We start from the raw sequence: 15,501 nt of genomic DNA on the forward strand, positions 1-15,501 counted from the left end.
AACCGGACCACTCGATGGGGGCCGGCCAGTATCGTGATCGCCTCGGCAACATCGTACGTCAAGGACAGCCTGAGAATGTTTGACGCCCGATCCGCTTCTCGGCTGGCCGAACTCGAAGACGTCTCTTTGAACTTGCGCCTGCGTAAGAATGGGGTCGTCGAGATCGATGGCCGGAACCATCTCTTCGCGCGTCTGCTGGACGACGGCCGCTTCGCTTTCGACGACGAAGAGAACGCCAAGCGGAAAACCCTTAGGGAAAGCGAATTTCTCGATCGCTATCGCGCCGGTCGCATCGTCGTCCGCGACTGGAGCGTGCTTCCGGTCAAGTTTCGCAAGGAAGCTGAGAGATCCCTCGAAACTCTTCCGCCGGAGAAGACGACGAAGGCGGAGTGGCGGCACGCCTACTGCGTCGCCTTCGACGCAAATCCCGTGGTTAAGACCGAACGCGGACTTGTCCCTCTCATCGAACATGTGGCCGCCGAGAACGGCCACGATGTGAAGCCAGACTGGAGAACGCTGCTCACATGGCTGAGGACCCGCGGCGTCGGCGGCCGTCGTCCCCTCAGGGCCATGCGTTCATTCGAGGAACTGCGAGGTCGGAAGAAAGGCGTCGACCCCGAAGCGGAAACATCATTCAGGATTGCATAAAGCTCGTCTTCCTGAATCAGCAGCAGCTCCCGGCGTCCGCTGTGATCGAGGCCGTCGTCGGCGAGATTGCGCGGAGAAACGAAGACCTCGGAAGCGCTGAGCGGATCGCCACTCCGTCGCCGATGACGATCCATCGAAGGATCGCGGAGCACCCGTTCTACAGAACCCTCCGGCTACGCATTGGAAAGCGCGCCGCCGACCAGATGATGAAGCCGCTGAAAGTCGCGCCGGAAGCGACGCGTCCGCTGGAAACGATCATCATCGATCATACGAAGATCGATGACTGGATGCTCTTCGAAGATCAGACGAGCCTCCCTTGCGGTGGCCGTCCTGGCTGACCATGGCGATCGACGCTTATTCACGCTATCCGGTTGGCTATTACATCGGATTTGAACCGCCGAGTGTTTACTCGGTGATGATGTGCCTCCACAGGCCGTCGCGCCGAAGACCGACTTATTCGCCAAGTATAAGGGTATCAAGGCCGACTGGCGCGCGGCTGGCTTGCCGCTCAAGTTGGTGGCTGACAACGCGAAAGAGGTCATCGGTTCCCTCCCGCGCGCTTGCGCGGAACTCGGGATCTCGAGACGTCGCCTGTGCGGACGCCCAAGTACAAAGGCATTATCGAGCGCTTTTTCAGAACGCTCAACACTACGTTCCTGCATCGTCTTCCGGGAACGACTTACGGTAGTCCGAAGAAATTACGAGACAGCGATATGACCCTCGCAAGACAATGTCGATGTCGTTCGACACCTTCCAGTTTCTTTTCCTAAAGTGGCTGACTCAGGATTACTGTAAAGCCAAGAACCGTACGATCGGCTGCACGCCGGAAAAACGTTTGGATCGAAGGCACTGAGAAGCATCGGATCAGATGCCGGAGCGCATCTCTGATCTGAAGGTTGTTCTTTCGCGGCACGCTGATGGCATGCTGTCACGATCCGGCATCCGATATCAAAACCTTGCCTATCGAAACAGTTCAACTGTTTCGTCCGTCCTCGAAGCTGCGGGAAAGCAAAATTACGCGTGAAATTCCGATTCGATCCAACAGATATCGGAACAATATATATTCTCCATCCAAACGGTACTTATCTGCCCTTGCACTGCGAGGACGAATACGCCAAAGGCATATCGCTCTGGCAACACAAGATTATCCAAGACGAAAACCGCAAAAGGGATCGCGATCCGAAAAGCTACAAGGATCTGATGCGGACACGTCTTGAACTCATGGAAGCGGTCCATGAGGCGATCCAGACCGGATTGGCCAAGTCCTATGAAGCTCGTTTTTCGCGGCTCGGATCCCAACGGGGCTCTCCAGGCTCAATACCGGTGATCGCAATCGAGACCTCGAGCTCGTCCGTCGAAAACGTCATCACTGTGCCGACCATGGCCGCACCGGCTTTTGAAACGGCCGACACGCTCATAATCGAGCCAGGCAAATCGGCCACAAAGAAACAACGCAAGAAATCGGCGGCCGATGGGGATCCGAAGCCGCTGGAGTCGCCTGTTACGAAATCTTCTCTAGCAATTATAGCGCCACCTGCGGCCAATTCTTCGCCAGAGAATGACGATCTCGACTCGTGCTTTCGAACCGTTTCGGTTCCACTTCTCGGAGTATTGGTGGTGAGTGAAGTTATCGATACGATTGAACGCAAAGATTACGACGAATTCGCTGAACGGTTTGCCGCGCGCATCAACGCCGTAAAAGCTATCCGCATCCAGAATGACCGGACGATCAAAGGGATAAAGGAAATCCGGCTTTTCATGCAGACCGCGACCGGAACCGGCGACAACGCCGGCGCCTCGCTTACGGCCCCTACACGAGGCGGAAAGACAACAATCATCCAGGAGTTCCGTTCGGCCTTCATGCCGGACCCGGAGGTCGCGACCGAAAAGATGCCGATCGTCTATGTCGAAACTCCGAGCGGGACCGGCACCTCATCGTTGGGCATGGCGATCCTGAACGCCCTGGGGGACATGAATCCGTCTCGAGGCGACGGCGCCTACAAGCAGACCCTCATCACCAAGGCGATCCGCCGGCGCGAGACGAAGCTACTGATTATCGACGAGATCCAGCGCCTCGTCGCGAAAGACCGAGGCCGGGTCGCTCATAATGTGTCCGACTGGATTCAGAACCTGCTGAATCAGATCTCGGGCACATGTGGGATCCTGTTGGTCGGGACGACCCGCGCCCGACGCATCTTCCGCCGGAATGGCCACCTGGTCGGGCGCAGCGATCACCACTTCGAGATCAAGCCCTACGCCGCAGCCGACGACGACGCTGCGGACTGGCAGCTATACCGAACTTATCTTGCAACGTTTGACGAGAAGCTGCAGCAGGTCGCTGGCTTCCATCGGTCCGACCTTCACAAGCTCGATTTGGCGAAGCGGATCCATGCAGCGTCCCGGGGTTATCCCGGCGCCACGGCTCGGCTCCTGCAGCTGACCGCCATCCAGGCGATGCTCAATGGAGACCAGCCGACGCTATCTCGCGAGATCTTCGCTGAAGCGTTCGACAGCATGTGGGCGTTCTCCGACGCGAAAGCGGTAAATCCCTTCAGGACCGCAACCCCGCCTCGGATCGAACAGGTTTGGACCGAAGAATGGGAGGAATCGTTTGATTGACGCCGCCGCGGCCGACAGCCGGGGCGTCGATCCGGCGTCCCTGCAATCGGATTTTCGCTTCGTTTTGTCCGCAGGGACGTTGCGCGACCGCGTGGCGCCCTTCAGCGGCGAGAGCTTACTGAGCATCTTGACGCGAATGGTGGGAGTGTCCGGGCACTCCCACTTTACCGCCCTGATGGACCCCTTGGAGCTCAGGGGAAAAGTCCTGACCAGATCCCCTGGCTCGAGGACCAAGCGCAGGTTGTCGCCGAGACAGCAGGACATCCGATCGACGGAATCCGCGCTCGGATGTATCTGCCCGTCGCACGCGCTTGTCAGAGCCACCAATTCTCAGTGTTCAATGGCGTCGTTCTGCGTTCGAGCTTTCTTTCGACGATCCGGCGAGCCGTGCCTTCCTCGCTGCGGAAAGCCCCCTTTCATCGGATTGCCTGGGATCTTGTGCATCTGGGCATCTGCCCAGAGTCCCACGAAGTCTTGATCTCCAAGTGCCCACGACGCAACCGAGCGCTCGCCTGGCGCGGAAATTCGGTATGCCATTGTCACTACTGCGATTTCGACCTCCGAGAACGTGAAGCAAAACGGGCTCACCCGTCGCTGCTCGCGGACCTCGTCCCCTTAGCCAATCTCGTTTCTCACTCGGCTCTCGTTCGCGAGCAATCTCGGGCACGCTTGCCCGCCTATGTCCAAAGCTTGGATTCCGGAGAGATCTGGCACACGTCGATGCTGCTCGGGCTCGCGATGGAGTCGATCCACAATCCTCGGGCGAAGGAACTCCGAACACGTCTGTCGCGAGGGGCTTCGGAGAAAACCGCACCCGATATCATGGCTACCGGCTTCCGGCTGCTGCTTGAGCTGGATGAATATCTCGAGGATCTTTTGAGCGAGATCCGAGAGAAGGCCAAACATGCGCCATCCCAATCGCCGGCGCGAACCGAACTAGGAGCGCTGTACGATCTGGTTGACCCGGCCATTTCCGGGGAGGCGACGGCCGCTCTTTTTGAAGAGAGGTTTGGGCGCTTCTATCGATCGCGGTACCGAGCTTCTGACCGGAAAACCAGCACCATCACCCTCCTGCGTTGGTGCGACCAGACCATGTCGTCGGAAGAACTCCTCGCCACCGCGCCGAGCAAGTTCGCAGCCAGGAAAATGCTTCCTCTCCAGGAGCTTCGGGTCGGGCGCGGGGTAGTCGTCAGCGCGTATGACAGAGCCGCGGTCGAGGCCTTGGTCGCCGGAATGCGCGACGCCAAGGCGATGACCCTTCTTATAACCGAGAGCGGGATGCCCAGGGGAGTCTTCACCAGCTTGATCGAGCGGGGCGTCATTAGGCCCGCTTCTGCGCTCGTCGAGAGGATGCTCGGGCCCGGAAGGGTGTCCGAATCGGATTGGCGCACCTGGTTGGCCTCCGTCGAAGCTCGCATGCAGTCGCCGCAAGGGTCGACCGCGATTCGGTTCTCCGCTGCGGTCAAACTCCTCGGCGGCGGCATTGTTGGATGGAACAGGACGTTGGGGCTGATTGAGGATGGGAGCGTGCCGATCATTACCCTCAATCGTGAAACCACTCGGCTTGGACTGAGATGGATGCTGTGCCGACGGCGGTTAGGCGCTCAGCTTCCGAAAAAAGAAGGCGGATCGGGACCCTCGCTGACGGCTGTGCTGGCCAGCCACGGAATCCGGGCGAGCAAGGCCCTAGAACTCGCTCGTCTGAACATCGTTCAGACAAGCGAGTCGGCCACGATTCCGCCTGTCGCGATCTTGGAGCAGCAGGAACTTCGCCGCTTTAAGGAGAACTATGTGACGGCGGCCGCTCTGTCAGCCGAACTCGGGTTGGCGCTAAAGATCATTCCGAAGTGGCTGGCTGAAGCTGGCGTCGAAATGATCGGGAATGGCCGCCCCGTCATCTATAAACGCGAGGACGTCGAGGCGGTCATTCGTGCATGGGTCAAAAAATATCGCGGCATTGGGGCTGCGATAACGCCGCTAAGTATCGCACAGCTTCAATACCTCAATGTTCCTGTGGATATGACGCTTCCATATGCGGAGAGATTGCTTGATCAATTGCCGCCGCAAAAGGCTACACAACTGAAGATTCTGATAGAGATATTAAAGGGTCGCAACTTCAATAGTCTGTATGAAGAATTGGGGTACAGACTGTTCAGCTGTTCTGTTTCTCGGCTCGAAAGAGAGGCGTACAATTTCACGTTTCGCGCAGAAAGACTGCCAAGAGTAAGCTTGACGCCGCACAACGTGACGCGTTTGAGGTCGAGATTCAAAGATACATCTCTCAAAAAGACAACGACCAGCGTATCAGTCAATCCAAATTAGTTGATTTTGTGAAGCGCGAATTTGGAATCGATTACGACGTGAAGAGCATCTCGGCTCTTGTGCGTCGAACAGGACTTGAGTGGCCAACAGACCGTAAGGTTTTGTCTAAACTGACCGAGCCACAGAAGGCGGAATTAAAAATATTTAGCCAAAGCGTGGCAGACAGAATAAGGGGCGGAGAGCCTGGCCTCTCACGAAAGACTGTTCAAGAATGGATTAGGGTAACGTTTGACGTGGATGTATCACTAGCATCCGTTGCAAAATACAATAAAGACCTTGGGGTAAGTTGGCCTGCCGTAGCAGGTCAGAAGTTTCATAAAATTGAACGCATTGCTCTAACAGCTGGTTAAAGGTATGGTCATACATTGACGCGGACATAGCTTTATACCTTTTACGACTCGTCTTCTCTGATGTAGACTCGTTATTTGAGATATTCTACACCGGCCCGCTGTCCTTTTTCTGAATTCCTGAGTCGTGGCCACTCGCTAACTCATTGAGATTATTAGGGCGCGACCTGCAGATTACCTGAGTCCAGTTTCTCAAATAACGAGTCTGGGAGCGCCTATTTCACAAAGCCGAGTCTGACGGGCTAAAAACTGCTGAATTCTGAGGACTTTGGGGATCGCCGTATTTCAGTAGAAATACGCGATGCTTCGACGCCTCGCGCCCTAGACGCACGATCGCGTTTAGTCGACACGCGGTTCGCCTCGACGTCATCCAGACCATCTGGCGCCGATCGTGCGTTCCGAGAGTTGGAGCGTCTAAGGACCGAAGCCCCCGTCGCCCGTCGACCAATGTTCGAGAACCGATGTTCCGTTTTGATCTGTTATGTTCCGTATTTTTCGGATTGACGCATTCTCATGGTGATGAAACAACCAGCCATGCCTAAGGTCTCCCCCGACAGCGAGCTCAAAACCCAGCTCGACCGCTTCGTTTGCGAGAGCGGCGGAGTTTCGCGCGCATCCAGGCTTCTCGAGATCGGCAAGTCGACCCTCGATCGCGCATTCAAAACCGGCCGCGTCACCGGCGAGACAGCTGCGCGCATCCGCAAAGCCCTCTCGGACCAAGAGCCGAAAAAGAGCTCTAAAACGGAACAATTTGATCAAATAACGGAACGGGACCTTGCCTCGTTCGAGAAGGTGTTGCACGCTTTGATAGCAACAGCTTCGACACTTCGCGGCGGTCGGCTCACCGAGCCTCAGGCTGACAAGAGAGATCGGGCATGAGTCGAGGCGACCTCGTTCTTTCGTTAGCCGAAGCCGGCGCGTCCGGCGATCGCTCTATGGTGAAGAGAACCGTCCGGGCTCTCGCCGAAGAAGCGAAGGCGAAACAGCAGCACACCTTCGCGAAGCGGCTGGCGAACGTGATCGAGGCGGTCGGCGGCGCCGCTAGCCTGAGCCTGCCGTCGCTGCGGTTGCCCGACAGCGTCGCCGGATTGCTGCACGAGATCGTCCCGCGACGGCGGTTCGACGATCTGATGCTGTCGAAGGACACGCGCGAAGAACTCGACGAGCTTCGCCAGGAACACGAAAACGTCGAGCTGCTCTACGCGAACTCGCTTTCCCCCAGGCACACCGTCCTTCTCGTCGGCCCGCCTGGAAACGGGAAAACCTCTCTCGCGGAGGCGCTTGCAACCGAGCTCGGTCTGACGCTCTACGTGCTGCGTTACGAGGCGATCGTCGGAAGCTTCCTCGGCGAGACGGCCTCCAAGATCTCGGCGGTGATGGAGTTCGTCGCAACGACGCCCTGCGTCATCTTCTTCGATGAGTTCGACGCCATCGGCAAAGAACGCGGCGACATTCATGAGACCGGCGAGATCAAGCGCGTCGTCAGTTCGCTCTTGTTGCAGTTCGATGCCTTACCGCCTCACGTCCTGCTCGTGTGCGCAACCAACCATCCGGAACTGCTCGATCGCGCCGTGTGGCGGCGGTTCGAGCTGCGGCTGACGATGCCCAATCCAACCCAGGCGCAACTGGCGTCATGGCTCAAAAGCGCATTTCGCGATGCGCCTAAGGATTGTGCCGTTGAATTCGAGGGATTGGCCAAAAACTTTCGGGGAAAGAGCTTTTCCGAGATTGAACAGTTCGCGCTCGACGTGCAACGGAGGATTGTGCTGTCGGGCGTGAACGCGAGTTGGTCCGACGCCATTCGCTTGACCTTAAAGCGGTGGCGCAAGCGCTTCGAGCCATCGAAGGGCCAACGTGATGCCGACCGAAAGACCGATCCTCAAATTGCATCCTTCGGAGCGGGTGAGGAGGATTCCGGGAGCACCTGATCGACGTCGCAGGCCTCGGGAGACCGTTGAAACTCAGACCACGCGATTTGGCGGCGAGTTCGAGCGGCTAAGTCGGACGCTCGACGACATCGAGGCCGGCGTCGACATCGCCGCCGAACCCAACCGGATCGTTCCGGATCGGGTCCTCGTTCTGGAGCTGAAGAACAGCGTTCAAAACTTCGCCCGCGAAGCCAGAAGGCTCGGCTTCGCGTGGATGCTTGAACAGGGCGCTGACGGAAACGACAACGTCTCTGACGAAGAGGATCTCGTCGATCCTGCCGTCGCCGCAGATCCTCGCCTCTACGCGTTGATGCCGTCACGCGAGGCGCTCCAAACGCTCCTGCGTCTTTGGACAGCGTTCACGGCACAGGAGCCGGCTCCACAAGGCTACGGCAAGTGGTGGCAGATCTTCGCCACGCTGAACGTGATCAGATCGTGGAGCGCCGAAGACCGGATCGACCAATGGACCCGTACGATCCTGCAGGACCAGATTCGCCGCAATCCGACAGGCGCTGTCCGCATCGAATTCGATCTCTGGTTTCGTGAAGATCCGATCGTGCGGTTAGCTCGAATGGAGGCGTTCCAGGCCAAGGTCGCGGCCGCCGACGGACGGGTTCTCGATCGCGTGCTGCTGGAGCCCATCCAGTATCATGCGGCGCTCGTCGAACTGCCTGTCAGGCAAGCCCTCGCGTTGATCGAGCGCGCCGGGCCGCTTGCGACCGCAGACGAGGTCATGGTCGTTCGACCGCAGAGTTTCTCACCTCATCCCCCGAGTGAGCGCGATCCTCTGGAGGCGGTCGACCGCGCGCTCCTACGGAGCCCGACACGCGCGCTCCGATCGCCGCGTTGCTCGATGGCTTTCCGATTGAAAACCACGATTTGCTGCGTAATCGGATCGACGTCTACCCAATCGACGTGGCGCCGGCCGAGGCCCCTTCTCACCGGCGCATGCATGGCACCCAGATGGCGTCGCTCGTCATTCACGGCGACCTCGACGGCGGCCACGCGCCCCGCTCGGCCGAACGCTTCTTGTCGTGCCCGTTCTCGCCTCTCCGGCGAACGGTTCGCCGGAACACACCCCGACCGATAAGCTCGCCGTTGGAATGATCGAGCGCGCCGTACGCGCCCTGAAGGAAGGTGTCGGCGGCCGCGAGCCCGTCGGGCCGGACGTGCTGATCATCAATCACTCGCTCGGCGACATGCACTCGCCATTCGAGCGTCGGGCCAGTCACTGGAGCAGGCTCCTCGACTACCTATCTCACCGGTACAACGTGCTATTCATCGTCAGCGCCGGAAACGCGCAAGATGGCCTCCCGCTGGACGGTTCGCCAATCTCGCCGATTTCGGGCGCGCCACGGCCGACGCCCGCACCGAGGCTATCCTCACAGCACTCGAGCGGGCGCGAGCCACGCGCCCGGTGCTGAGCCCCGCACAGTCGTGCAACAGCCTGACCGTCGGGGCGCTCCACAGCGATTTCGCCGGCCCTGGAGCCTTCACAGGCGCGGCGATCGACCCCTTCGGCACGCTGCGGATGACCAATCTCGGATCGCGCCTCGGCACCGGTATCGGCGGCTCGATCAAGCCTGATCTTGTGATGCCGGGCGGACGTCAGGCGGCGCGGGCGCGCGTCACGCCATCAGGTCTCGAGGTCTTCAGTCAGGAGATCGAAGGAGTCGGGCAGAGAGCGGCCATTCCGGACACGCGTGGCGGACGCCGCGATCGTACACAGCGCTCGAGCGGGACCAGCAACGCCGCGGCGCTCGCGACCCGGGACGCCATCCGCATCGCCGAAGCGCTCGATGATATCCCACCCGTGACCGGTGAGGTTCGGGGCGTAACCGATCGACCAGGGCCGTGATCCTGAAATGCCTACTTGCGCATGGTTGCTCTTGGGGAGACATCGGCCATCACCTTGATGGGCTTTATCCGCCTGCGGCCGCGACCTCGAACTACCGTCGCCGCGTGGCGATCTCCCAGTTTCTTGGCTATGGCGAACCGGATGTGGACCGCGTGATCAGTGGCTCCGCCCATCGCGTGACGATGCTTGCCGACGCCACGCTGCGCAACGACCGCCGGCACGAGTATCGGATCCCGCTTCCCGACTCCCTGTCGTCGTTGGCCGAACTCCGGCGCATCACGGTCACGCTCGCTTGGAGCTCACCCGTCAGGGTCAGCGCCGCCTCGCCGCGATCCATTCGACTGGTGGTCACTGACGATGAAGGGAAGTCCCACTTCTGGGAGGGCGTCGATCGAACCAATGTGGTTCAGCCTGATCACCGACACTGCGGGAAGGGAACCTTGTTTCATTCCGTTCTCGACGGACGAAAGGCAGTCCCCTTCCGTAGTCGGTCGAGCTTCATGATCGGCGTCCAGGCCATGGCGGAGACCACAGCGTTCAATCAGGTTGACGCGCCCTACGCCTTGGCTGTCAGCTTCGAGACCGCCGACACCATCCGGGCCGACATCTATCAGGAAATCCGGCAGGAACTTGAGTTGCGGGCGCGTGCAGGCGTTGCGGTCAGAGCGAGGCGATCATGAGTTTCAACGCAGACGACAGCCTCGGCGCCGAAAGCCTGCAGGGCGTGATCGACTATTTGAAGCTGATCGGCGACGACCGCCGGGCCGACGAACTGACGCCTCACGGCGGCGCGCCTCAGGGATGGGGCTTCGGGTCCGACCGGCCGTTCTTGGGCACCAACGCGATTTTCGGCTTTATCGACCAGACCGGCGGGGACCGTCTGCCGATCGTTCCCCTTGCAGAGATCGCAGCCGACGAAACGCTCAAGAGAGAGACCATCTGTCAATCGGCACTGAACTTTGACCCTCTATCGGCGTCCAATGTTGACCCCCTGAAGCTGGGTGAGCGGTGTCGATCCCGCCGGCGCGGAGCTGGTCGGGGTTGCGCAGCGTCGGCGGGATCGACGTCCAGTGGGCTGGGGTCTGGGACGGAGCTCAGGCGCGGTTCTTGAAGCGCCAGCTTTCGTTGCCGGTCTCGACGATGTCGCAGTGGTGGGTGAGCCGGTCGAGCAGCGCGGTGGTCATCTTGGCGTCGCCGAACACGCTCGGCCATTCCCCGAAGGCGAGGTTGGTGGTGACGATGATCGAGGTCTGCTCGTAAAGGCGGCTGATCAGGTGGAACAGGAGCTGTCCGCCGGACTGCGCGAACGGCAGGTAGCCAAGCTCGTCGAGGACCACGAAGTCCAGGCGGCTCATGTAGTCGGCCATGCGGCCCTGACGGGATGAGCGGCCTTCCGCCTCGAGCTTGTTGACGAGGTCGACCACGTTGAAGAACCGGCCGCGGGCGCCGTCGCGGATGCAGGCCCGGGCGATCGCGATCGCGAGGTGGGTCTTGCCGGTCCCGGTTCCGCCGACCAGGACGACGTTGCGCTGGTGAGCCAGGAAACTCGCCGCTGGCGAGGTCGCGGATCAGCGTCTCGTTGATCGGCGTGTCGTCGAAGGAGAAGTCCTCGACGTCGCGAGCGAGCGGCAGCTTGGCGATGGTGATCTGGTACTTGATCGACCGCGCCTGCTTTTCGCTGATCTCTGCGGTGAGCAGGTCGCCGACGATGCGTTGAGGCTCGTGCTGGCGCTTCACGGCGGTCGTGATGATCTCGTCGAAGGCGGCCTTCATGCCGTAGAGCTTGAGCTCGCCCATGGTGGTCAGTATCGCGGAACGCTCCATCACACAGCTCTCCTGAGGGTGTCGTATCGGGCGCAGTCGGCGGTGGGCTCGACGGCGAGCCGCAACGCTTCGGGCGTCATGATCGTGACCGGCGGCGGGGTCCCGGCGCCGGGCGAGGATGTTCAGCACGACGTCGGCCGAGCAGACGCCCTCACGCAGCGTCTCGGCGCAGGCGGCCTCGACCGCGGATAAGCCGTCGCTCAGCACCGCGGCCAGGATTGCGACCATCTGACGGTCGCCGTCTTCAACGGTCGCGAGCTTGCGTCGAACCTTCTCGAGCCCGGCCGGCAGCACCCAGTCCTTGAACGGCGCTCCGTTCCTGAGCGCGCCGGGCTTCCGCGCCAGCACGGGCACGTAGTGCCAGGGATCGAACACGGTCTGGCCGCGGCCGAAGCAGCGCGGGTGGTCGCCGACGATCCGGCCGTCCTGGCGTAGTTCGATCCGGTCAGCGTAGGCGCGGATCTCCACCGGACGGCCGATCGCGCTCGCGGCGACCGAGTACTTGTTGTTGTCGAAGCGGACCAGGCAGGTCTTGGACACCGACGCCGGCACGGCGTGGAAGCCGTCGAACCGCCCGGCATAGGGAACGAAGCTCGGGCGCTCCGCCTCGAACGCCTCCCACACGGTCTGGTCCGCGAACTCGGGATGACGGTGCGCCTTGGCGTACGAGATCGCCTGATCGAGCAGCCAGGCGTTCAGCTCCTCATAGCTCTGCGCCCGGACACGGGGCGTGAAGAACCGCTCGCGCACCAGCCCGACCTGGTTCTCGACCTGACCCTTCTCCCAGCCCGACGCCGGCGTGCAGGCCACGGGGTCGATCAGATAGTGGCTGCACATCTGCAGGAAGCGCCGATTGTAGGCGCGAGCGCGACCGACCAGGATCGTCTCCACCGCGGTCTTCATGTTGTCGTAGATCCCGCGCGTGCAGGTTCCCTTGAAGAAGGCGAACGCCCGGTCATGGGCGTCGAACACCATCTCCTGGCTCTCGCGCGGATAGGCCCGCACGAACATCATCCGTGAATGACAGAGCCGGACGTGCGCGACCTTCACGGTCGTGGTCACGCCGTTGATCAGGACGATCTCGTGGCTCCAGTCGAACTGGTAGGCCTCGCCCGGATCGAAGCTCAACGGCACGAACGCCGCTGATGACGACGACCGCTCACGCTGCCGACCGCGAGCGTAGCGCCGGACCGCGTCGTAGCCGCCCTCGTAGCCCAGCGCCCGCAACGCCTCGAAGATCCGGATCAGCGTCAGCCGCTCGCGCGCCGCCCGTCCCTCGTTCTCCATCAGCAGCCGAGGTCGTCACGCCAGGGCCCGAGCTTCGGAAGCGGCTGCACTTCGCGCTCGTATTCGAACGCCGTGGCGCCCGACCGCAGCACCTTCCGCACCGTGTTCCGCGACACGTGCAGCTCGCGCACGATCTCCTTGATCGTCTTGCCGCGCACAAAATGCTCGCGGCGGATCCGCGCGATCGTGTCCACGCACTTCATCCCCAACCGCCTGTCCTCGACAAAGACAGGCAGCATGCGCAACGCGCGCCTCAGGGGGTCAAAATTGGACGCCGATCCCCCAACCTAGGGGGTCAAAATTCCACGCCGGATCACATACGACGAGGCGCTAATGCAGCCGGATCCACGACTTAGATAACGGAGCGGATGGTCGAGACCTTTCCGCATATCGGAAAGCTCCCGGTGTCCGCTCATGACCCGATTGTGTTGAAAAACTCCGTCGTTGAAGCGAGGCGCCGCCGCTGATTCACTCAGCTCCATGAGCGGAGGGCGGCGACGATGATGGGCGAGCGGCAGGTCGACCAGGCGGCGCTGTTCTACGAGTTCTCACTTGAGCGGCATGTGCCGCAAGATCACCTGCTCAGGGCGATTGATCGTTTCGTCGACCTGTCAGGGGTGCGGCGGGATCTGGCTCCCTTCTACAGCTCGACGGGGCGTCCCTCGATCGACCCGGAGCTGCTGATCCGGATGCTGCTGGTCGGCTATTGCTTCGGCGTCCGGTCTGAGCGGCGACTGTGCGAGGAGGTCCACCTCAACCTCGCCTACCGCTGGTTTTGCCGGCTCGGCCTCGACGGCGACGTGCCCGACCACTCGACCTTCTCGAAGAACCGCCATGGCCGCTTCCGCGACAGCGACCTGCTGCGAAAGCTGTTCGAGACGGTCGTCCGGCGCTGCATGGCTGAGGGGCTCGTGGGCGGCGACGGCTTCGCGGTCGACGCCAGCCTGATCCGGGCCGACGCGAACCGTCAGCGCTCGGCCGGCGGCGCGGAGGACGTCGATTGGGAAGAGCTGGCGGCCACGCGCCGTTCAGTACGCGAGTACCTCGACACGCTCGACGATGCGGCTTGGGGCGCGGCGAGCCCGACGACGCCGAAGTTCGTCTCGCGTCGGATCCGGCCGCGCAGTGGACCGGCGCGCATAAGGGGCACGCCTTCTTCGCCTACGCCACCAACTACCTGATCGACCTTGACCACGCGGTGATCGTCGACGTCGAGGCGAGCCGCGCGATCCGGCAGGCTGAGGTCGGCGCCGCGCGAACGATGGTCGAGAGGACCCAGGACCGCTTCGGGCTGTGGCCAGAGCGGCTCGCCGCCGACAGCGCCTATGGCTCGGCCGAGATGCTCGCCTGGCTGGTCCATGAACGAGGGATCGAGCCGCACATCCCTGTGTTCGACAAGAGCGCCCGGACCGACGGCACGTTCAGCCGTTCGGACTTCCCGTATGACCACGCCCGCGACCTTTACACCTGCCCGGCCGGGAAGGAGCTGAGACCCCGCCAGAGGGTCTACCGGAGCTCGGCTCCGCTCGTCGACGACGACGGCATGATCCGCTACCGCGCCAGCAAGTTCTACTGCGACGCCTGCTCGCTGAAACCGCAGTGCTGCCCTAACACGCCGGCCCGGAAGATCCCTCGCTCGATCCACGAGGGCGCTCGCGACATGGCGAGGGACATCGCGAAGACCGACGCCTACGCCGCCTCCCGGCGCGAGCGGAAGAAGGTCGAGATGCTGTTCGCGCACCTGAAGCGCATCCTGCGGCTCGACCGACTACGGCTTCGAGGGCCGTGCGGAGCCCGCGACGAGTTCCTGCTCGCCGCTACCGCCCAGAACCTCAGGAAGCTCGCCAAACTGGTCCCGGCGCCGAGGCCGATCATGATCTGAGAAGAGTACAAAGGCCGCTCGTTGTCTGGCCAGTCGCTCGCATGCGCCGCCGGAACACCGACTTCTTCAACACAATCGACCCTGTTGCGGGAGTTTGCACCGTCTGCCCGAGGGCGAGTGCCCGATCATTACACCAGGTGAGCCTTAAGCAGTCGCGACAGCTTCGGCCCAGCGCGAGATATTCCTGCAGAACGAAGTCCCTAAATGGCGCCGACGACTGCATCAGGTCGGCAAAGGTGTCTGAGGGCAGCACGGCGAGTATAGTCTCGGTATCCGCGACGCTGCTCGCTGCGAGCCTCTCGCCTGACAGCAGACACTGAGCGGTCAATGCGCAGGCCCCTCCAGCCGCGACCCGATAGAGCGCGACATCAAGTTTCGCCGCGGTCGGGCGGAAGACGCGCGTGCCGCCACCGACGCACATCAAGTACCCCCGGCACGGCGTGTCGAACTCGTAGGCCACAGCGCCGCTCTCAAGATCCGAAAAAATCAGGCTCGCCCGCGCCAGCCGACGGTCGCCGTCGGCCATAGACCGGGCGAAGGGAAAGCTCGCCTCCCAACGGTCGGCGCGTTCGATGGTCGTCATGGGTAGGGTCCGCTTCCTGAGTTGGTCCGACCTTAGCCGAATGATTTTCAGGCGTCGGTGACTTGGGTCACCGACAGGGGAAGGGGACGCGCCCATAACCGATGCAGAAGCGCATAGCAGCCAACCAGGGCCGAACGCCCGCAGGAGGATTCCATGAGGAAGATCGCAGTCACCGCCAGCGCCGCGGCGCTGGTTCTCACGAG

The 15,501-nt window shown here is 61.5% G+C and carries 13 protein-coding genes and 3 pseudogenes; 13 read left to right on the plus strand and 3 right to left on the minus strand.

Annotation, left to right across the window (positions count from 1 at the left end):
* Positions 1–33: 33 nt before the first annotated feature.
* From K6K41_RS12970 to K6K41_RS13020, 12 genes are all read left to right on the plus strand, one after another.
* On the plus strand, positions 34–648 hold the full coding sequence (locus K6K41_RS12970) for a hypothetical protein (protein ID WP_261405368.1): 615 nt from the start codon (positions 34–36) through the stop codon (positions 646–648).
* Between the two features lie 41 nt (positions 649–689).
* On the plus strand, positions 690–986 hold the full coding sequence (locus tag K6K41_RS12975; RefSeq protein ID WP_261405369.1) for a hypothetical protein: 297 nt from the start codon (positions 690–692) through the stop codon (positions 984–986).
* A gap of 2 nt (positions 987–988) precedes the next feature.
* A complete protein-coding gene (locus K6K41_RS31005) occupies positions 989–1,336 on the plus strand; it encodes a hypothetical protein (RefSeq protein WP_487308367.1) in 348 nt (115 codons plus the stop codon).
* 332 nt (positions 1,337–1,668) lie between these two features.
* A complete protein-coding gene (locus tag K6K41_RS12980; protein WP_261405370.1) occupies positions 1,669–3,267 on the plus strand; it encodes a TniB family NTP-binding protein in 1,599 nt (532 codons plus the stop codon).
* Positions 3,268–3,987: 720 nt separating this feature from the next.
* Positions 3,988–5,589 carry a hypothetical protein gene (locus K6K41_RS12985; protein ID WP_261405371.1) on the plus strand — a complete coding sequence of 534 codons (1,602 nt, stop codon included), beginning with the start codon at positions 3,988–3,990 and terminating at the stop codon, positions 5,587–5,589.
* Positions 5,590–6,449: 860 nt separating this feature from the next.
* The gene (locus K6K41_RS12990) at positions 6,450–6,815 is read left to right on the plus strand and encodes a hypothetical protein (RefSeq protein ID WP_261405372.1); all 366 of its coding nucleotides are present in this window, start codon (positions 6,450–6,452) and stop codon (positions 6,813–6,815) included.
* Complete coding sequence (locus K6K41_RS12995; RefSeq protein ID WP_261405373.1) at positions 6,812–7,864, plus strand: AAA family ATPase; 1,053 nt, start codon at positions 6,812–6,814, stop codon at positions 7,862–7,864. The genes K6K41_RS12990 and K6K41_RS12995 overlap by 4 nt, the downstream gene beginning before the upstream one ends.
* On the plus strand, positions 7,794–8,954 hold the full coding sequence (locus K6K41_RS13000; protein WP_261405374.1) for a hypothetical protein: 1,161 nt from the start codon (positions 7,794–7,796) through the stop codon (positions 8,952–8,954). Before K6K41_RS12995 ends, K6K41_RS13000 begins: the two co-directional genes overlap by 71 nt.
* A 13-nt stretch (positions 8,955–8,967) precedes the next feature.
* Positions 8,968–9,288, plus strand: coding sequence for a S8/S53 family peptidase (locus K6K41_RS13005; protein WP_261405375.1), 321 nt, complete (start codon positions 8,968–8,970; stop codon positions 9,286–9,288).
* Complete coding sequence (locus tag K6K41_RS13010) at positions 9,282–9,722, plus strand: S8 family serine peptidase (RefSeq protein ID WP_261405376.1); 441 nt, start codon at positions 9,282–9,284, stop codon at positions 9,720–9,722. The genes K6K41_RS13005 and K6K41_RS13010 overlap by 7 nt, the downstream gene beginning before the upstream one ends.
* Positions 9,723–9,826: 104 nt before the next feature.
* Complete coding sequence (locus tag K6K41_RS13015) at positions 9,827–10,402, plus strand: hypothetical protein (RefSeq protein WP_261405377.1); 576 nt, start codon at positions 9,827–9,829, stop codon at positions 10,400–10,402.
* Positions 10,399–10,833 (plus strand): hypothetical protein, encoded by a 435-nt coding sequence (locus K6K41_RS13020; RefSeq protein ID WP_261405378.1) that lies wholly within the window; start codon positions 10,399–10,401, stop codon positions 10,831–10,833. The genes K6K41_RS13015 and K6K41_RS13020 overlap by 4 nt, the downstream gene beginning before the upstream one ends.
* On the opposite strand, the pseudogene istB reads toward K6K41_RS13020, so the two are convergent.
* Together istB and istA are read right to left on the minus strand one after the other, a co-directional pair.
* Positions 10,817–11,546 (minus strand): annotated as a pseudogene (gene istB / locus K6K41_RS13025) (IS21-like element helper ATPase IstB). The gene K6K41_RS13020 and the pseudogene istB overlap by 17 nt on opposite strands.
* A pseudogene (gene istA, locus K6K41_RS13030) lies at positions 11,546–13,036 on the minus strand (IS21 family transposase). The pseudogenes istB and istA overlap by 1 nt, the downstream one beginning before the upstream one ends.
* Positions 13,037–13,333: 297 nt before the next feature.
* On the opposite strand from istA, the pseudogene K6K41_RS13035 reads away from it, so the two are divergent.
* A pseudogene (locus K6K41_RS13035) lies at positions 13,334–14,715 on the plus strand (IS1182 family transposase).
* On the opposite strand, the gene K6K41_RS13040 reads toward K6K41_RS13035, so the two are convergent.
* Positions 14,705–15,298 (minus strand): cyclic nucleotide-binding domain-containing protein, encoded by a 594-nt coding sequence (locus K6K41_RS13040; RefSeq protein ID WP_261405379.1) that lies wholly within the window; start codon positions 15,296–15,298, stop codon positions 14,705–14,707. The pseudogene K6K41_RS13035 and the gene K6K41_RS13040 sit on opposite strands and share 11 nt — an antisense overlap.
* Positions 15,299–15,501 lie beyond the last annotated feature (203 nt).

Origin of the sequence: Chenggangzhangella methanolivorans (assembly GCF_019797865.1) — a bacterium.
Lineage (GTDB): Bacteria > Pseudomonadota > Alphaproteobacteria > Rhizobiales > Methylopilaceae > Methylopila > Methylopila methanolivorans.